12 protein-coding genes are annotated in these 13,580 nt (G+C 72.8%); all 12 read right to left on the bottom strand.

What is annotated here, in order from left to right; all coding sequences use genetic code 11:
- Nucleotides 1-54 precede the first annotated feature (54 nt).
- The gene (locus tag ACQP2H_RS07555) at nucleotides 55-2,439 is read right to left on the bottom strand and encodes a polyribonucleotide nucleotidyltransferase (RefSeq protein WP_219468470.1); all 2,385 of its coding nucleotides are present in this window, start codon (nucleotides 2,437-2,439) and stop codon (nucleotides 55-57) included.
- A gap of 221 nt (nucleotides 2,440-2,660) precedes the next feature.
- On the bottom strand, nucleotides 2,661-2,930 hold the full coding sequence (rpsO, locus tag ACQP2H_RS07550; RefSeq protein WP_091246098.1) for a 30S ribosomal protein S15: 270 nt from the start codon (nucleotides 2,928-2,930) through the stop codon (nucleotides 2,661-2,663).
- Nucleotides 2,931-3,147: 217 nt separating this feature from the next.
- Nucleotides 3,148-4,074 (bottom strand): bifunctional riboflavin kinase/FAD synthetase, encoded by a 927-nt coding sequence (locus ACQP2H_RS07545; RefSeq protein ID WP_208569314.1) that lies wholly within the window; start codon nucleotides 4,072-4,074, stop codon nucleotides 3,148-3,150.
- Nucleotides 4,075-4,196: 122 nt separating this feature from the next.
- Entirely contained in the window at nucleotides 4,197-5,081 is an 885-nt protein-coding gene (gene truB, locus ACQP2H_RS07540; protein ID WP_219468467.1) for a tRNA pseudouridine(55) synthase TruB, read from the bottom strand.
- 80 nt (nucleotides 5,082-5,161) lie between these two features.
- Complete coding sequence (locus tag ACQP2H_RS07535; RefSeq protein WP_208569312.1) at nucleotides 5,162-6,487, bottom strand: MATE family efflux transporter; 1,326 nt, start codon at nucleotides 6,485-6,487, stop codon at nucleotides 5,162-5,164.
- A gap of 739 nt (nucleotides 6,488-7,226) precedes the next feature.
- On the bottom strand, nucleotides 7,227-7,436 hold the full coding sequence (locus ACQP2H_RS07530) for a DUF6186 family protein (protein WP_208569311.1): 210 nt from the start codon (nucleotides 7,434-7,436) through the stop codon (nucleotides 7,227-7,229).
- A complete protein-coding gene (locus ACQP2H_RS07525; protein ID WP_219468461.1) occupies nucleotides 7,436-7,843 on the bottom strand; it encodes a hypothetical protein in 408 nt (135 codons plus the stop codon). Before ACQP2H_RS07525 ends, ACQP2H_RS07530 begins: the two co-directional genes overlap by 1 nt.
- A 19-nt stretch (nucleotides 7,844-7,862) precedes the next feature.
- Nucleotides 7,863-8,963 carry a DHH family phosphoesterase gene (locus tag ACQP2H_RS07520; protein WP_219468458.1) on the bottom strand — a complete coding sequence of 367 codons (1,101 nt, stop codon included), beginning with the start codon at nucleotides 8,961-8,963 and terminating at the stop codon, nucleotides 7,863-7,865.
- Nucleotides 8,960-9,442, bottom strand: coding sequence for a 30S ribosome-binding factor RbfA (gene rbfA / locus ACQP2H_RS07515; protein WP_219468455.1), 483 nt, complete (start codon nucleotides 9,440-9,442; stop codon nucleotides 8,960-8,962). Before rbfA ends, ACQP2H_RS07520 begins: the two co-directional genes overlap by 4 nt.
- Nucleotides 9,443-9,760: 318 nt before the next feature.
- Nucleotides 9,761-10,054 carry a DUF503 domain-containing protein gene (locus ACQP2H_RS07510; protein WP_208569307.1) on the bottom strand — a complete coding sequence of 98 codons (294 nt, stop codon included), beginning with the start codon at nucleotides 10,052-10,054 and terminating at the stop codon, nucleotides 9,761-9,763.
- A 90-nt stretch (nucleotides 10,055-10,144) separates the two neighbouring features.
- A complete protein-coding gene (infB, locus tag ACQP2H_RS07505; protein ID WP_433231792.1) occupies nucleotides 10,145-13,150 on the bottom strand; it encodes a translation initiation factor IF-2 in 3,006 nt (1,001 codons plus the stop codon).
- Nucleotides 13,151-13,243: 93 nt separating this feature from the next.
- The gene (locus ACQP2H_RS07500; RefSeq protein ID WP_208569305.1) at nucleotides 13,244-13,576 is read right to left on the bottom strand and encodes a YlxR family protein; all 333 of its coding nucleotides are present in this window, start codon (nucleotides 13,574-13,576) and stop codon (nucleotides 13,244-13,246) included.
- Between the last annotated feature and the right edge of the window lie 4 nt (nucleotides 13,577-13,580).

Raw genomic sequence — 13,580 nt, 5'->3', positions numbered from 1 at the left:
GAGGGAGACACACCGGCCGGGTGACGACGTCGTCGTCACCCGGCCGGTCACTGCTCAGCTGTGCCGGGTACGCCGACGCGGACGCTCGCCGCCGTCGCCACCCTCGCCGCCACCCGGGCCGCGCTCGCCACGCTCCGGGGCACGACCGCCCCGGTCGCCACCACGGTCACCACGGTCACGCGGACCCCGGTCACCGCCCCGACCCGCCGGCCGGTCGCCACCGGCGGCCTCGCCGGCCTCACCGGCGGCTGGCGCCTCGGCGCCCTCCGGCCGGACCTTGTCCAGGTAGATCTTGCCGCGGGCGTCGATGTCCGCGATCTCCACCTCGACCCTGTCGCCGACGTTGAGGAAGTCCTCGACCCGCTCGACCCGCTTGCCGTCGCCCACCTTGGAGATGTGCAGCAGGCCGTCGCGGCCGGGCAGCAGCGAGATGAACGCGCCGAACGCGGCGGTCTTGACCACCGTGCCGAGGAACCGCTCGCCGGCCTTGGGCAGGGTCGGGTTGGCGATCCCGTTGATCCGGTCCACGGCGGCCTGCGCCGACGGGCCGTTGGTCGCGCCGACGTAGATCGTGCCGTCGTCCTCGATGGAGATCTCGGCGCCGGTCTCGTCCTGGATGGCGTTGATGGTCTGCCCCTTCGGGCCGATCACCATGCCGATCTTGTCCACCGGGATCTTGACGGTGGTGACCCGCGGCGCGTAGTCCGACATCTCGGCCGGGGCCTCGATCGCCGCCTGCATCACGCCGAGGATGGTCTGCCGGGCCTCGTTCGCCTGCTGGAGCGCGGCGGCGAGCACATCCGACGGGATGCCGTTGAGCTTGGTGTCGAGCTGGAGCGCGGTGACGAACTCCGGCGTGCCGGCGACCTTGAAGTCCATGTCACCGAACGCGTCCTCGGCACCGAGGATGTCGGTCAGCGTCACGTACTGGGTCTTGCCGTCGACCTCGTCGGAGATGAGGCCCATCGCGATGCCGGCCACCGGCGCCTTGAGCGGCACACCGGCCGACAGCAGCGCCAACGTCGAGGCGCAGACCGAACCCATCGACGTCGAGCCGTTGGAGCCGAGCGCCTCGGACACCTGGCGGATCGCGTACGGGAACTCCTCGCGCGACGGCAGCACCGGCAGCAGGGCCCGCTCGGCCAGCGCGCCGTGGCCGATCTCCCGCCGCTTCGGCGAGCCGACCCGGCCGGTCTCCCCGGTCGAGTACGGCGGGAAGTTGTAGTTGTGCATGTAACGCTTGCGGTTCTCCGGGGAGAGGGTGTCCACCATCTGCTCCATCCGGAGCATGTTCAGCGTGGTGACCCCGAGGATCTGGGTCTCGCCCCGCTCGAACAGCGCGGAGCCGTGTACCCGGGGCAGCACGCCGACCTCGGCGGTGAGCGCCCGGATGTCACGCGGACCCCGGCCGTCGATGCGGACCTGCTCGCGCAGCACCCGGTTGCGGACCTCGGACTTGGTCAGCGACCGGAACGCCGCGGACAGCTCCTTCTCCCGGCCCTCGAACCGGCTGCCCAGCTCCTCGGCGACCTTGGCCTTGATCCGGTCCAGGGCCTCCTCGCGGTCGGCCTTGCCGGCGATCTGGAGCGCCTCGGCCACCTCGGCGCGGACCAGCTCGGCCACCGCCTGGTAAATGTCGTCCTGGTAGTCCAGGAAGACCGGGAACTCGGTGACCGGCTTGGCGGCGACCTCGGCCAGCTCGCTCTGCGCCCGGCACAGCTCGCGGATCGCCGGCTTGGCGGCCTCCAGGCCGCTGGCGACGATCTCCTCGGTCGGGGCGGTCGCGCCGCCCGCGATGAGGGCGACGGCGTTCGGCGTCGCCTCGGCCTCGACCATCATGATCGCGACGTCGCCGTCGTCGAGCGTGCGGCCGGCCACCACCATGTCGAAGGTGGCGCGGGCCAGCTCCTCCAGGGTCGGGAAGGCCACCCACTGGCCGTCGACGTGCGCGACCCGGGTCGCCCCGATCGGGCCGGAGAACGGCAGGCCGGACAGCTTCGTCGACATCGAGGCCGCGTTGATGGCCACCACGTCGTACGGGTGCTGCGGGTCGAGCGCGAGGACGGTCTCGACGACCTGGACCTCGTTGCGCAGGCCCTTGACGAACGACGGGCGCAGCGGCCGGTCGATCAGCCGGCAGGTGAGGATCGCGTCCTCGCTGGGCCGACCCTCACGGCGGAAGAACGAGCCGGGGATGCGGCCCGCGGCGTACATCCGCTCCTCGACGTCGACGGTCAGCGGGAAGAAGTCGAACTGCTCCTTCGGGTGCTTACCGGCGGTAGTGGCGGAGAGGACGACCGTCTCGCCCAGCTGGGCGATGACGGAACCGGCGGCCTGGCGGGCCAGCCGACCGGTGGAGAAAGTGATCTCGCGGGTACCGAAGGACCCGTTGTCGATCACGGCGGTGCGGGATTCGGTGCCGAGGTTGGTCTCGGTCATGTGCGGCGGTACTCCTTCGCGTCGTGGGCGCACGACACCGGAGCTGCTCAGACGGCCGGTCTTCGATCGAAGCGCCCGGGTGGCCGGCATGATGCCGGGATGCCCGGGGGCCACTACCGGAGACCGGTACGCTGACCGGCTCCCTCTCGGGTGGTCGCGCGGCCCTCTTCTTCTGGTGGTGCCGAGCGGGGGAGCGGCCCGGTGGCCACTCCCCCGTCACGTCATCGGCGCAGGCCGAGCCGCTCGATCAGCGACCGGTAGCGACTGATGTCCTTCTTCTGGACGTAGTTGAGCAGCCGACGGCGCCGACCGACCAGCAGCAGCAGCCCCCGGCGGCTGTGGTGGTCGTGCTTGTGCACCTTCAGGTGCTCGGTCAGCTCCGCGATCCGCTTGGTGAGGACCGCGACCTGGACCTCCGGCGAACCGGTGTCGCCCTCGGCGGTCGCGTACTCCGTGCGGATCTTGGCCTTGGCTTCCTGGTCGAGCGCCATGTTCTCCCTGTTTCGGTGGGTTGACAACTGATGTCCGTCGTTCGGGTCCGAACGGACCGGGACGGACGAACCTCGCACCCGCGGCGTCGTGCAGGCACGCGAGGCCCCGCGTCGGTCATCCGACGTCACCGCCACACTACCAGCCCGTCGCGGAAGCGCCCGGTCAAGGCCCACGCGGCGGGCGTCGGCGGCCCGCCCACCCCGCCCGCCGGGCCGGTCAGGCGACCGCCAGCCGGGTCCGCGCGACGTCCTCGGCCATCTGCACGAGCAGCGGTTCGATCGCGTCGTACCGGATCTGGCCGCGCAGGTGGGCGGCGAAGTCGAGGGCGACCCGCTCGCCGTACAGGTCGCCGGCGAAGTCCAACACGTGCGCCTCGACCCGGCGCTCCCGGCCGGCGAACGTCGGGTTGGTGCCGATCGAGATGGCCGCCGGCAGCCGCTCGGTCCCCCGGCGCACCAGCCAGCCGGCGTAGACCCCGTCGGCGGGCACCGCCGTGTGCGGCGGGCAGAGCAGGTTGGCGGTGGGGAAGCCCAGCTCCCGGCCACGCTGGTCACCCAGCACCACGACCCCTTCGAGCCGGTGCGGCCGGCCGAGCACGGCCGCCGCCGCCGCCACGTCCCCGGCCTCGATCCGGGCCCGGATGTACGTCGAGGAGAAGACCGTGCCGTCGGCGGTGACCAGCGGGGCGTTCTCCACCCCGAAGCCGAAGGTCCCGCCGAGCTGTTCGAGCAGCGCCACGTTCCCGGCGGCCCGGTGCCCGAAGCGGAAGTTGTCCCCCACCACGACCAGCATGGCGTGCAGATGTTCGACCAGGATGTCGTGCACGAACGCCTCGGCCGGCAGCCGGGACAGCTCGGCGGTGAACGGCACCACACAGAGCACGTCGACCCCGAGCGCCTCGATCAGCTCCGCCTTGCGGGTGGGCTCGGTGAGCACGGCCGGATGCGATCCGGGTCGGACCACCTCGGCCGGGTGCGGGTCGAAGGTCACCACCACCGACCGGACGCCCAGCTCCCGGGCCCGCGCCACGGCGTGTCCGATGGTCGCCTGGTGTCCCTGGTGCACGCCGTCGAAGACGCCGATGGTGACGACCGACCGCCCCCAGTCACCGGGTGCCGCCTCGTACCCCCGCCACCGCTGCATGCCGCTCCTTCCCTGCTCCGCCACTGACCGGCTCCCACCCGTACCCACCCGCCGGTCGTCCCGGCCGTCGTTGTCGCGCCCACTCCCGCCGCACCGTCCGACCGGACCGGCCGGCGGCCCGGTCAGGCCGGGGCGAGCACGATCTCCGCGCGGGCCCGGCCGTCCCGCTCGCTGACGATAGCGATCACGCCACCGTCCGGTCCGAAGACGGCGTACGGCCCGGCGATGCCGACCGGGTCGAGCGGCCCACCGTGGGAGAGCACCTTCGCCTCGTCGGCGGTGGCCTCCCGACGGGAGAAGTACCTGTCGGCGGCGGTGTCGAGGGGCAGGTTGACCACCTCGGGCGCGCGCTGTTCCAGGGTCTCGAGGGTGGCCGACTCGGCGAGGGTGAAACTGCCCACAGCGGTGCGCCGCAGCGCGGTGAGGTGCCCGCCGACGCCGAGTGACCGGCCGGCGTCGCGGGCCAGCGCCCGGATGTACGTCCCGGACGAGCAGTCGACGTCGACGTCGACGTCGACCACGTCCGGGGTGTCCCGCCGGATCGCCGACACGTCCAGCCGGGAGACGGTGACCCGGCGGGCGGGCAGCTCGACGCTCTCGCCGTCCCGGACCCGCTTGTACGCCCGCTCCCCGTTGATCTTGATGGCGCTGACCGCGCTGGGCACCTGGTCGATCTCACCGGTCAACGGCCCGAACGCGGCCCGGATCGCGGCGTCGGTCAGCTCCCCGGCGGGCGTGGCGGTGAGCACGTCGCCCTCGGCGTCGTCGGTGACGGTGGCCTGGCCGAGCCGGACCGTCGCGGTGTAGCTCTTGCCCGCCCCGATCACGTACGTCAGCAGCCGGGTGGCCCGGCCCACCCCGATCACCAGCACCCCGGTGGCCATCGGGTCGAGGGTGCCGCCGTGCCCGACCCGGCGGGTGCGGGCCAACCGGCGGATGCGTGCCACCACGTCGTGCGACGTCATGCCGCCGGGCTTGTCGACCACGATCAGACCGTCACCGTTCACGACCGCCAAGCCTGCCAGACGGGTCCACCCCGCCCGCCACCGCACGGCACAATGCCGGACGGCCAGCCGGCCGTGGCGGGTCAGCGCACCGCGCCGACCACCGCCCACCGGCCGGAACGCAGCCGCAGCAGGACCCCGACGAGCCGGATGATCACGAACAGGGTGAGGCCGGCCCAGATGCCCCCCAACCCGAGGTCGAAAGCGAAGGAGAACCAGATCGACGGCAGGAAACCGCCGAGCGCCGCGACGACGGTCAGGTCGCGCAGGTAGCGGACGTCGCCGGCACCGATCAGCACGCCGTCGAGGGCGAACACCACCCCGGCGAACGGCTGCATCGCCGCGAACCACGGCCAGGCCACCATCGCCTGGCCGCGCACCTGGGGATCGGAACTGAACAGCGACGGCACGACGCCGGCCCCGGCCGCGATGAGCACCGCGAAGCCCACCCCGCACACCCCACCGAGCAGCGCGAACCGCCGGGCCAGGGCGCGCGCCCCGGCGGCGTCGCCCGCGCCCAGGGCGGCGCCGATCAACGCCTGCGCGGCGATCGCCAGCGCGTCGAGCAGCAGGGCGGTGAAGAACCACAGTTGCAGGGCGATCTGGTGGGCACCCACGGCGGCGGCGCCGAACCGGGCGGCGACCGCGGTGGCGGACAGGAAGCTGGCCTGGAAGGCGACCCCCCGGATGAGTAGGTCCCGGCTGAGCACCAGCTGCTGGCGGATCAGGGCCGGGCGGGGCCGCAGGTCGGCCCGCTCCCGCAGCAGCGCGCCGACGAAGAGGCCACCCGAGACGGTCTGGGCGATCACGTTGGCCACCGCCGAACCGGGCAGGCCCAGCCCGGCGGGGTAGACCAGCAGCGGGCAGAGCAGCGCGGAGAGCAGGTTGGGCCCGAGCACGAACAGCAGCGGCCGCCGGATGTCCTGGATGCCGCGCAGCCAGCCGTTGCCGGCGGCGGCCAGCAGCAGGCCGGGTGCGCCGAGGGCCGCGATCCGCAGCCACTGCCCGGCGGCGTCGGCCACCTCGCCACCACCACCGGCGAGGGTACGCGCCAGCGCGTCCCCGCCGAACTGCATGCCGACGGCCAGCAGGACGCCCACCCCGAGCGCCAGCCAGGAAGCCTGGACGCCCTCGGCCAGCGCCGCGGCCCGGTCACCGGAACCGAACCGTCGGGCCACCCGCCCGGTGATGCCGTACGCCAGCACGGTGCCGAGCCAGGCGGTGAGGGTCAGCACCGTGCCGCCGACGGCGAGCGCGGCCAGCGGAACCCGGCCCAGGTGCCCCACCACGGCGGTGTCGACCAGCACGTAGAGCGGCTCGGCCGCGAGCACCACCAGGGCGGGCAGGGCGAGGGTGGCGATCCGGCGCGGTGAGGCGAGCGCGGTGGCGGTAGGAGTGGACTGGCTCATCGCCGCCGATCCTGACACGCCGCCGGTAAGGAACGCAATCCCCGCCAACACTTACCGAAGGCTGGCCGGCGGAGGTGGCCCGGCACCCGCCCCCGGCACCCGTCCCCTCGGACCCGCCCGGCGGACACCCCGGCACCGCGCCGGGCGGGCCCGGGCAACGGACGGCGGTGCCACTCGACCGGGCGGGCCCGGGCGGGCGAAGAGTCCGCCCGGCGGTGGGGTCACCGCCGGGGCGGCAGCGTCACTGACGGGTGTCCATCGAGGTCTGCAGCGCGCGGCGCATCTGCTCGCGGGCCTCGTCGGTCGTCTCGGTCTTGGGCTTGGTCGCCATGGCGGTGTCCTTCCAGGGTGCGGACCACCGGGACAGGTGGCCCTACGGGCGGTCCTGCTGAGCGCCGGGAAGGCGGCCCGGGATCACCGGAGCGGCTCGCCTGGCAGCGTTGAGCCCGGGTCGGTCAGACCCTGGAGGGAGGCGGCACCGGGTGTGGCACCACCGCCCACGACCTGCGTCGCGACGCGACGTCGGCCTTTCCCAAGTTAACGTTTACTTTCCACATGGTGTCCACTCTTCCCGTCATCTGGACGCCACGGCAGCCACCCCGGGCGGCCGGAAACGGACGGTCCGCCGCGCGCGGACAGCGACGCACGTCGTGCCGGCAGGGACACACGTCGCGCGGGTGCCGGCGAAGAGACCCATCGACAGATGTGCGGAGGGCGGGCGGGCGGCGGACGGTGGTGCTCAGCGGGCCAGGAAGTGCCAGCCCAGCCACCACCAGAATCCGAACAACCCGATCCGGCCGACCGGCACCGGGCCCACCTCGTACCGCATCACGTAGGCGCAGACGTCGCCCAGGGACGGAATCCGGGAGCCCTCCCGGCGGGAGGCCCACTCGACCACCGCGAAGAGCACCAGGGAGGTCAGGAAGCCACTGATGGCGAGGGTACGCATCACCGGCGCACCAGCCCCCAGAAGGCGGCCAGCCAGGCGAACCAGGCCGCCGAACGGACCAGTTCGTCCTCCAGCAGCGGGTCGGCCAGCCGGGACAGGGTGGGGAACTCGTCCCCGACCGCCATGACGAAGGTGGCGCCTTCCAGCACCCCGAACAGCGCCGCCGGGAGCAGCCACCAGGCGGTGCCCCGGCCCAACCGGCGTGGTGCCGGCCGACGCTGCACCCGGTTGCCGAGGCCGAGCCAGATCAGCGCGCCGCCGGTGCCCAACGTCCAGAGGTTGGCCTGGGCGGAAAACGACGGGAACTGCCCGCCGACCAGGGAGAGGCAGGCCAGCACCGGCACGGTGACCACCGGCCGGTCCCAGGTGCGGGAGACGTCCACGGCGATCTCGTGCGGCTGCTCCATCGTCCGATTCTCCCCGGGCTCACCCCGTGCGGGAAGACCGACACCCGTCGGCGTCGCCGTGACCTGCGGTCAACGCCCCGCCCAACTCCGCCCTGATCAGGGCGATGACCTGGTCGACGTCGCCCTGCCCGGTGAATCCGGCGGCGAACAGGTGACCTCCGCCACCCAGCGCCACCGCCACCGCGCTGACGTCGACCGCACCCTTGCTGCGCATCGACACCGCCCACGCGTGCGGCCCGACCTGCTTGAGCACACACGCGACGTCCGCCTCGGCGGTGCAGCGCACCGAGTCGATCAGCGACTCCAGCACGTACGGCCGCTGGTCGTGGCGGTCCAGGTCGTCGAGGGTGGCGTGGGTCCAGACCAGACCGTGCCCGGCGGCGGCCTCCGGTTCGAGCCGGGACCGGCCCAGCACCTCACCGAAGAGCCGGACCGCGCCGAACGGCCGGGTGTCGAAGACCTCGCGGGAGATGTCACCGGGGCGCAGGCCGGTGGCGAGCAGCCGGGCGGCGAGCCGGTGCACCTCCGGCGTCGTCGCCGCGTACCGGAACGAGCCGGTGTCGGTGGTCAACGCGACGTAGAGGCCGGCCGCGATCTCCGCGTCCAACGGCACGTCGAGCCGGGTGAGCAACTGCTCGGCCACGACCGAGGTGGCCGCAGCCGTCGGGTCCACCAGGTGCACCGCACCGAAGCCGGTGTTCGAGGCGTGATGGTCGAGGACCACCGAGGTGCCGGCGGTGTCGAGCCGGTCCACCAGGTCACCGAGCCGCGACTCACTCGCGGCGTCGAAACAGACCACCAGATCCGGATCCGGGTACGCCTCGGTGGCCGGCACCAACAGGTCGATCCCGGGCAGCCAGCGGAACGGCTCCGGCACCTCGGGCGGCCCCGGGAAGGTGGCCTGCAACCGGCGTACGCCGAGCCGGCGCAGTCCCAGCCCGAAGCCGAGCATGCTGCCCAGCGCGTCGCCGTCCGGGTTGACGTGACAGATCAGCAGCACCCGGGCGTCGGCCGGCAGGCCGCGTACCGCAGCGACGGCGGCAGCCCAGTCGTCCTCGCCGGGGCCGGCGGACGGCGACCCGACGCGGAGCTCACCGGCCGTGTCCGGGGCGGCCGTCACCGCCGGTCCGTCGTCGAGGCGTCGGCGTCGGCGGCTTCGTCGTCGACGTCATCGTCCTCGTCGTCGTCGACCCGGTAGGGCTGGGCGTCACCGGCGTACTTCGCCTGGGCGGCCAACCGCTGCACCTCGGCGTCGGCGTGCCGGGCCTGGGCGAGCAGGTCGTCGATCTGCTTGACCTGGTCCTGCACGTCGTCGAGGACGAAGGTCAGCGAGGGCGAGTGACGCAGCCCCAGGGCCTTCCCGACGGTGCTGCGCAACATCCCCTTCGCGCTCTCCAGCGCGGCGGCGGTGCTGGCCTGGGCCGTCGCGTCGCCGAGCACGGTGTAGAAGACGGTGGCGTCGCGCAGGTCGGCGGTGATCCGGGCGTCGGTGATGGTGATCATCCCGAGCCGGGGGTCCTTGATCTGGCTCCGCACCACCGAAGCGACCAGCTCGCGAATCCGCTCGGCGTGCCGGCGAACCTTGGCCGGATCAGACATGTCCCCCACCTCCAGGGCGTTCCCACCGCAGCCGGAACGGCGACGCCGAAGCCCACCGAACCCAACCACCCCAACATCTCGAACACTACCCGCGCCCCACCCCCACCCGCCCGCCCCACCCCGCCCCCACCCCCGCCCCGTCCCCACCCCGTCCCCGCCCCACCCCGTCCCCGCCCCACCCCGCCCCACCCCGGTGATCAAGAGGTTTGCGTCAGCCTGGAGATCAAAGCTGACGCAAACCTCTTGATCACCGGGGACAGGCGGACCTGGAGGGAGCCCGGGTGGGGGTGGGGAGCCCGGGCGGGAGGGAGGGGTGGGTCAGTCTTCGGGGGTGTGGAGGGTGCGGCGGACGGAGAGGAGGTCCAGTTCGGGGCGGGCGGCGACGAGGCGTTCGCAGGAATCGAGCACCTCGCGGACATGGGCCGCCTCGGCAGCCACCACGGCCACCCCGATCTCGGCCCGACCGTGCAGGTCGAGCGCGCCCACCTCGGCCGCCGACACGTCGAAGCGGCGCAGCGCGGCCACGATGGGCCGGACGTAGGAGCGCTTGGCCTTGAGCGAACGGGAGTCGCCGGGCAGGAGCAGGTCGAAGAGTGCGGTTCCGGTATACATCGTCCAGGACGTTACGGAAGCCCCCTGGACATGCTCAAGGGGTTTACGCCGGGTGGCGTAAACCCCTTGAGCACTGTTGTCAGCCTCGGATCAGGCGCGCGGCTTCTCCCGCATCTCGAAGGTTTCGATGGTGTCGCCGACCTGGACGTTGTTGAAACCGGCCAGCGTCAGACCACACTCGAAGCCCTCGCGGACCTCCGTCGCGTCGTCCTTGAACCGCTTGAGCGAGCTGATCGTGAGGTTGTCCGCCACGACCGCCCCGTCCCGCAGCAGCCGCGCCTTGGCGTTGCGGCGGATGATGCCGGACCGGACGATACAACCGGAGATGTTGCCGATCTTGGACGAGCGGAAGACGTCGCGGATCTCCGCGCTGCCCAGCTCGACCTCTTCGTACTCCGGCTTGAGCAGCCCCTTGAGCGCGGCGTCGATCTCCTCGATGGCCTGGTAGATGACCGTGTAGTACCGGATCTCCACGCCCTCGCGGTCGGCGATCTCACGGACCTTGTTGGCGGCCCGCACGTTGAAGCCGATGATCGTGACCGCCTCGGACGAGGCGCTCGCGAGCATGACGTCGCTCTCGGTGATCGCACCCACACCCCGGTGGATGATCCTGAGCTGGACCTCCTCGGGGATGTCGAGGTTGAACAGCGCGTCCTCGAGGGCCTCCACGGAACCGGAGACGTCGCCCTTGAGCACCAGGTTGAGCGAGGTCTTCTCGCCCTCCTTGAGCTGCTCCATGAGCGTCTCGAGGGTGGCCCGGCCGCGGGAGTTGGCGAAGGACGCCGCCCGCCGTCGTGCCTGCCGCTGCTCGGCGATCTGCCGCACCGTGCGGTCGTCCTCGGCGGCCAGGAAGGTGTCACCCGCACCCGGCACCGCGGTCAGACCGAGCACCAGGACCGGACGGGCCGGACCGGCCTCGGCGACCTGGTTGCCGTTCTCGTCGAGCATGGCGCGGACCCGGCCGTGGGCCCCACCGGCGACGATCGAGTCGCCCGCCCGCAGGGTGCCCTTCTGCACCAGCACCGTCGCCACCGCACCGCGACCCTTGTCCAGGTGCGCCTCGATGGCCACACCCTGCGCCGGCCCGTCGATCGGAGCGGTCAGCTCCAGCGACGCGTCGGCGGTCAGCAGGACCGCCTCCAGCAGCTCGTCGATGCCGATGCCCGGCTTGGCCGCCACGTTGACGAACATGGTGTCGCCGCCGTACTCCTCGGCGACGAGACCGTACTCGGTCAGCTGCTGGCGGACCTTGTCCGGGTTGGCCTCCGGCTTGTCGACCTTGTTGACCGCGACCACGATCGGCACGTCGGCCGCCTTGGCGTGGTTGAGCGCCTCGATCGTCTGCGGCATGACGCCGTCGTCGGCCGCCACCACCAGCACCACGATGTCGGTGACCTGGGCACCACGGGCACGCATGGCGGTGAACGCCTCGTGGCCCGGGGTGTCGATGAAGGTCACCGCGCGGTCGATGCCCTCGTGCGGAACGTGGACCTGGTATGCGCCGATGTGCTGGGTGATGCCACCCGCCTCGCCGGCCACCACGTTCGCCTTGCGGATCGCGTCGAGCAGCTTGGTCTTACCGTGGTCGACGTGACCCATGACGGTCACCACCGGCGCACGGCTGACCAGCCGGTCCTCCGCGACCTCGGCGTCGAGGTCGATGTTGAACTGCGCGAGCAGCTCGCGGTCCTCGTCCTCCGGGCTGACGATCTGCACGTCGAAACCGAGGTGCTCACCGATCAGCAACAGGGTCTCGTCCGAGCAGGACTGGGTCGCGGTGACCATCTCGCCCAGGTTGAACATCTCCTGGACCAGCGAACCCGGGTTGGCGTTGATCTTGTCGGCGAAGTCCGACAGCGAGGCGCCACGGGAGAGCCGGACGACCTGACCCTGACCCCGGGGGGCACCCGAGCTCATGGTCGGAGCCGACAGGTTGTCGAACTCCTGTCTGCGCTGCTTCTTGGACTTGCGACCACGGGTCGGCCGACCACCCGGACGCCCGAAGGCACCCGCGGCGCCGCCGCCACGGCCACGACCGCCGCCACCGGGACGACCACCGCCACCGGCCGGGGCACCCGGGCGGAAACCGCCGCCGGGAGCGCCACCGCCGCCACCGGGGCCACCACGGTAGCCACCGCCGCCGGCACCAGCGCCGCCGCCGGGACCGCCACGGAAGCCGCCACCGCCGCCGCCACCGCCACCGGGGCGGAAGCCACCGCCACCGCCACCGGGACGACCGGCGCCGCCGCCGGGGCCACCACGACCGCCACCGGGGCCGCCGGGGCGACCCGTGGTGGGCCGCTGGCTCGGCATCGAGGCCGGGCTCGGACGCGGCGGCATCGAGGCCGGGCTCGGACGCGGCGGCATGCCGGCCGGACTCGGCCGGGGACCGCCACCACCGGCGGCCGGGGGCCGCTGCTGCTGGCCACCCTGGATGCCGAACGGGTTGTTACCGGCACCGCGCGCCGGCGGACGACCGCCGGGACGGGCACCCGGGCCGGCCGGAGGGCCACCCGGACGACCGGCGGCCGGGGTACCCGGACGCGGCGGTACGGCGTTCGGACCGGGACGCGGACCCGGACGGGGACCACCCTCGGTCGGGGGCTCCCGTCGGACGTTGTCCCGCTGCTGCTGCCGGGCGGCCTGGGCGGCCTTGACCGCCGCCTCCTGCTCGGCCTTCAGCGCGGCGGCGCGCGCTTCGGCGGCCGCCACCTCGATGTCGTGTGCGCTCGCCGGCTTGGCGACCGGAGTCACCGGCTGCGGCGGGCCGGGGACCGGGCCCTTGGGCTTCGGTCCAGGGGTCGGCGCGGTCGGCCGCCGGGGCGGCATCGGCCGGGCCGAGACCCGGGGGGCGCCCGGGGTCGGGGACGGCGTCGGGGTCGGTGCCGGGCTCGGGGCCGCCGCCGGAGCGGACGGTGCCGACGAACCACCGGCGGACGCGACGAATGCGCCACGCAGACGTCGGGCGACGGGCGCCTCGACGGTGCTGGACGCGGACTTCACGAACTCGCCCATTTCCTTCAGCTTGGCGAGCACTGTCTTGCTTTCGACCCCGAGCTCCTTAGCAAGCTCGTGTACGCGGGCCTTACCTGCCACTGCACTCCTCACTCCGAGGTCGTGCGGGCAGCACCCGCAGCGACCTCACTCGTGCACTTGAAGCCTGGTCATTTCAGGGACTTCATCGTGTGCTCATGTCGGTCGTCCTACCTTGCTAGCGACCCTCGCCCGGTCGGGTTGACCGGACGTAGTGGTTGACGCATCGACGTGCTCCGCGACGGCACCGTGGTCAGGGACCTCGGTGAGTCGCAGCGCCCGCCCGAAGACGCGACGCCGCACCGCCAGCGCGAAGCAGGCCGGATCCGGGTGCATGTTCGCTCCCCGACCCGGCAGACTGCGGCTCGGATCAGGTCGGAGACTGTGACCATCCTCGTCACCGACCGCGACGATCCGCAGCAGTTCGCTGGCCGGCGCACGTTTCCGGCAACCCACACAAGTGCGTTCCGGATGCGCGCGTCGTACCACTGGA

Origin of the sequence: Micromonospora sp. CA-248260, from assembly GCF_050942205.1 — a bacterium.
Lineage (GTDB): Bacteria > Actinomycetota > Actinomycetes > Mycobacteriales > Micromonosporaceae > Micromonospora > Micromonospora antibiotica.
Note: the sequence above shows the minus strand (reverse complement) of the source record. Positions and strands in the feature narration are given on the sequence as shown.

What these genes read in the sequence shown, in the direction of transcription:
- ACQP2H_RS07545 (WP_208569314.1), bottom strand. Translation starts at nt 4,074, where the DNA reads ATGCAGCGGTGGCGGGGGTACGAGGCGGCACCCGGTGACTGGGGGCGG.
- rpsO (WP_091246098.1), bottom strand. Translation starts at nt 2,930, where the DNA reads ATGGCGCTCGACCAGGAAGCCAAGGCCAAGATCCGCACGGAGTACGCG.
- ACQP2H_RS07530 (WP_208569311.1), bottom strand. Translation starts at nt 7,436, where the DNA reads ATGCGTACCCTCGCCATCAGTGGCTTCCTGACCTCCCTGGTGCTCTTC.
- ACQP2H_RS07510 (WP_208569307.1), bottom strand. Translation starts at nt 10,054, where the DNA reads ATGTATACCGGAACCGCACTCTTCGACCTGCTCCTGCCCGGCGACTCC.
- ACQP2H_RS07525 (WP_219468461.1), bottom strand. Translation starts at nt 7,843, where the DNA reads ATGGAGCAGCCGCACGAGATCGCCGTGGACGTCTCCCGCACCTGGGAC.
- rbfA (WP_219468455.1), bottom strand. Translation starts at nt 9,442, where the DNA reads ATGTCTGATCCGGCCAAGGTTCGCCGGCACGCCGAGCGGATTCGCGAG.
- ACQP2H_RS07555 (WP_219468470.1), bottom strand. Translation starts at nt 2,439, where the DNA reads ATGACCGAGACCAACCTCGGCACCGAATCCCGCACCGCCGTGATCGAC.
- ACQP2H_RS07535 (WP_208569312.1), bottom strand. Translation starts at nt 6,487, where the DNA reads ATGAGCCAGTCCACTCCTACCGCCACCGCGCTCGCCTCACCGCGCCGG.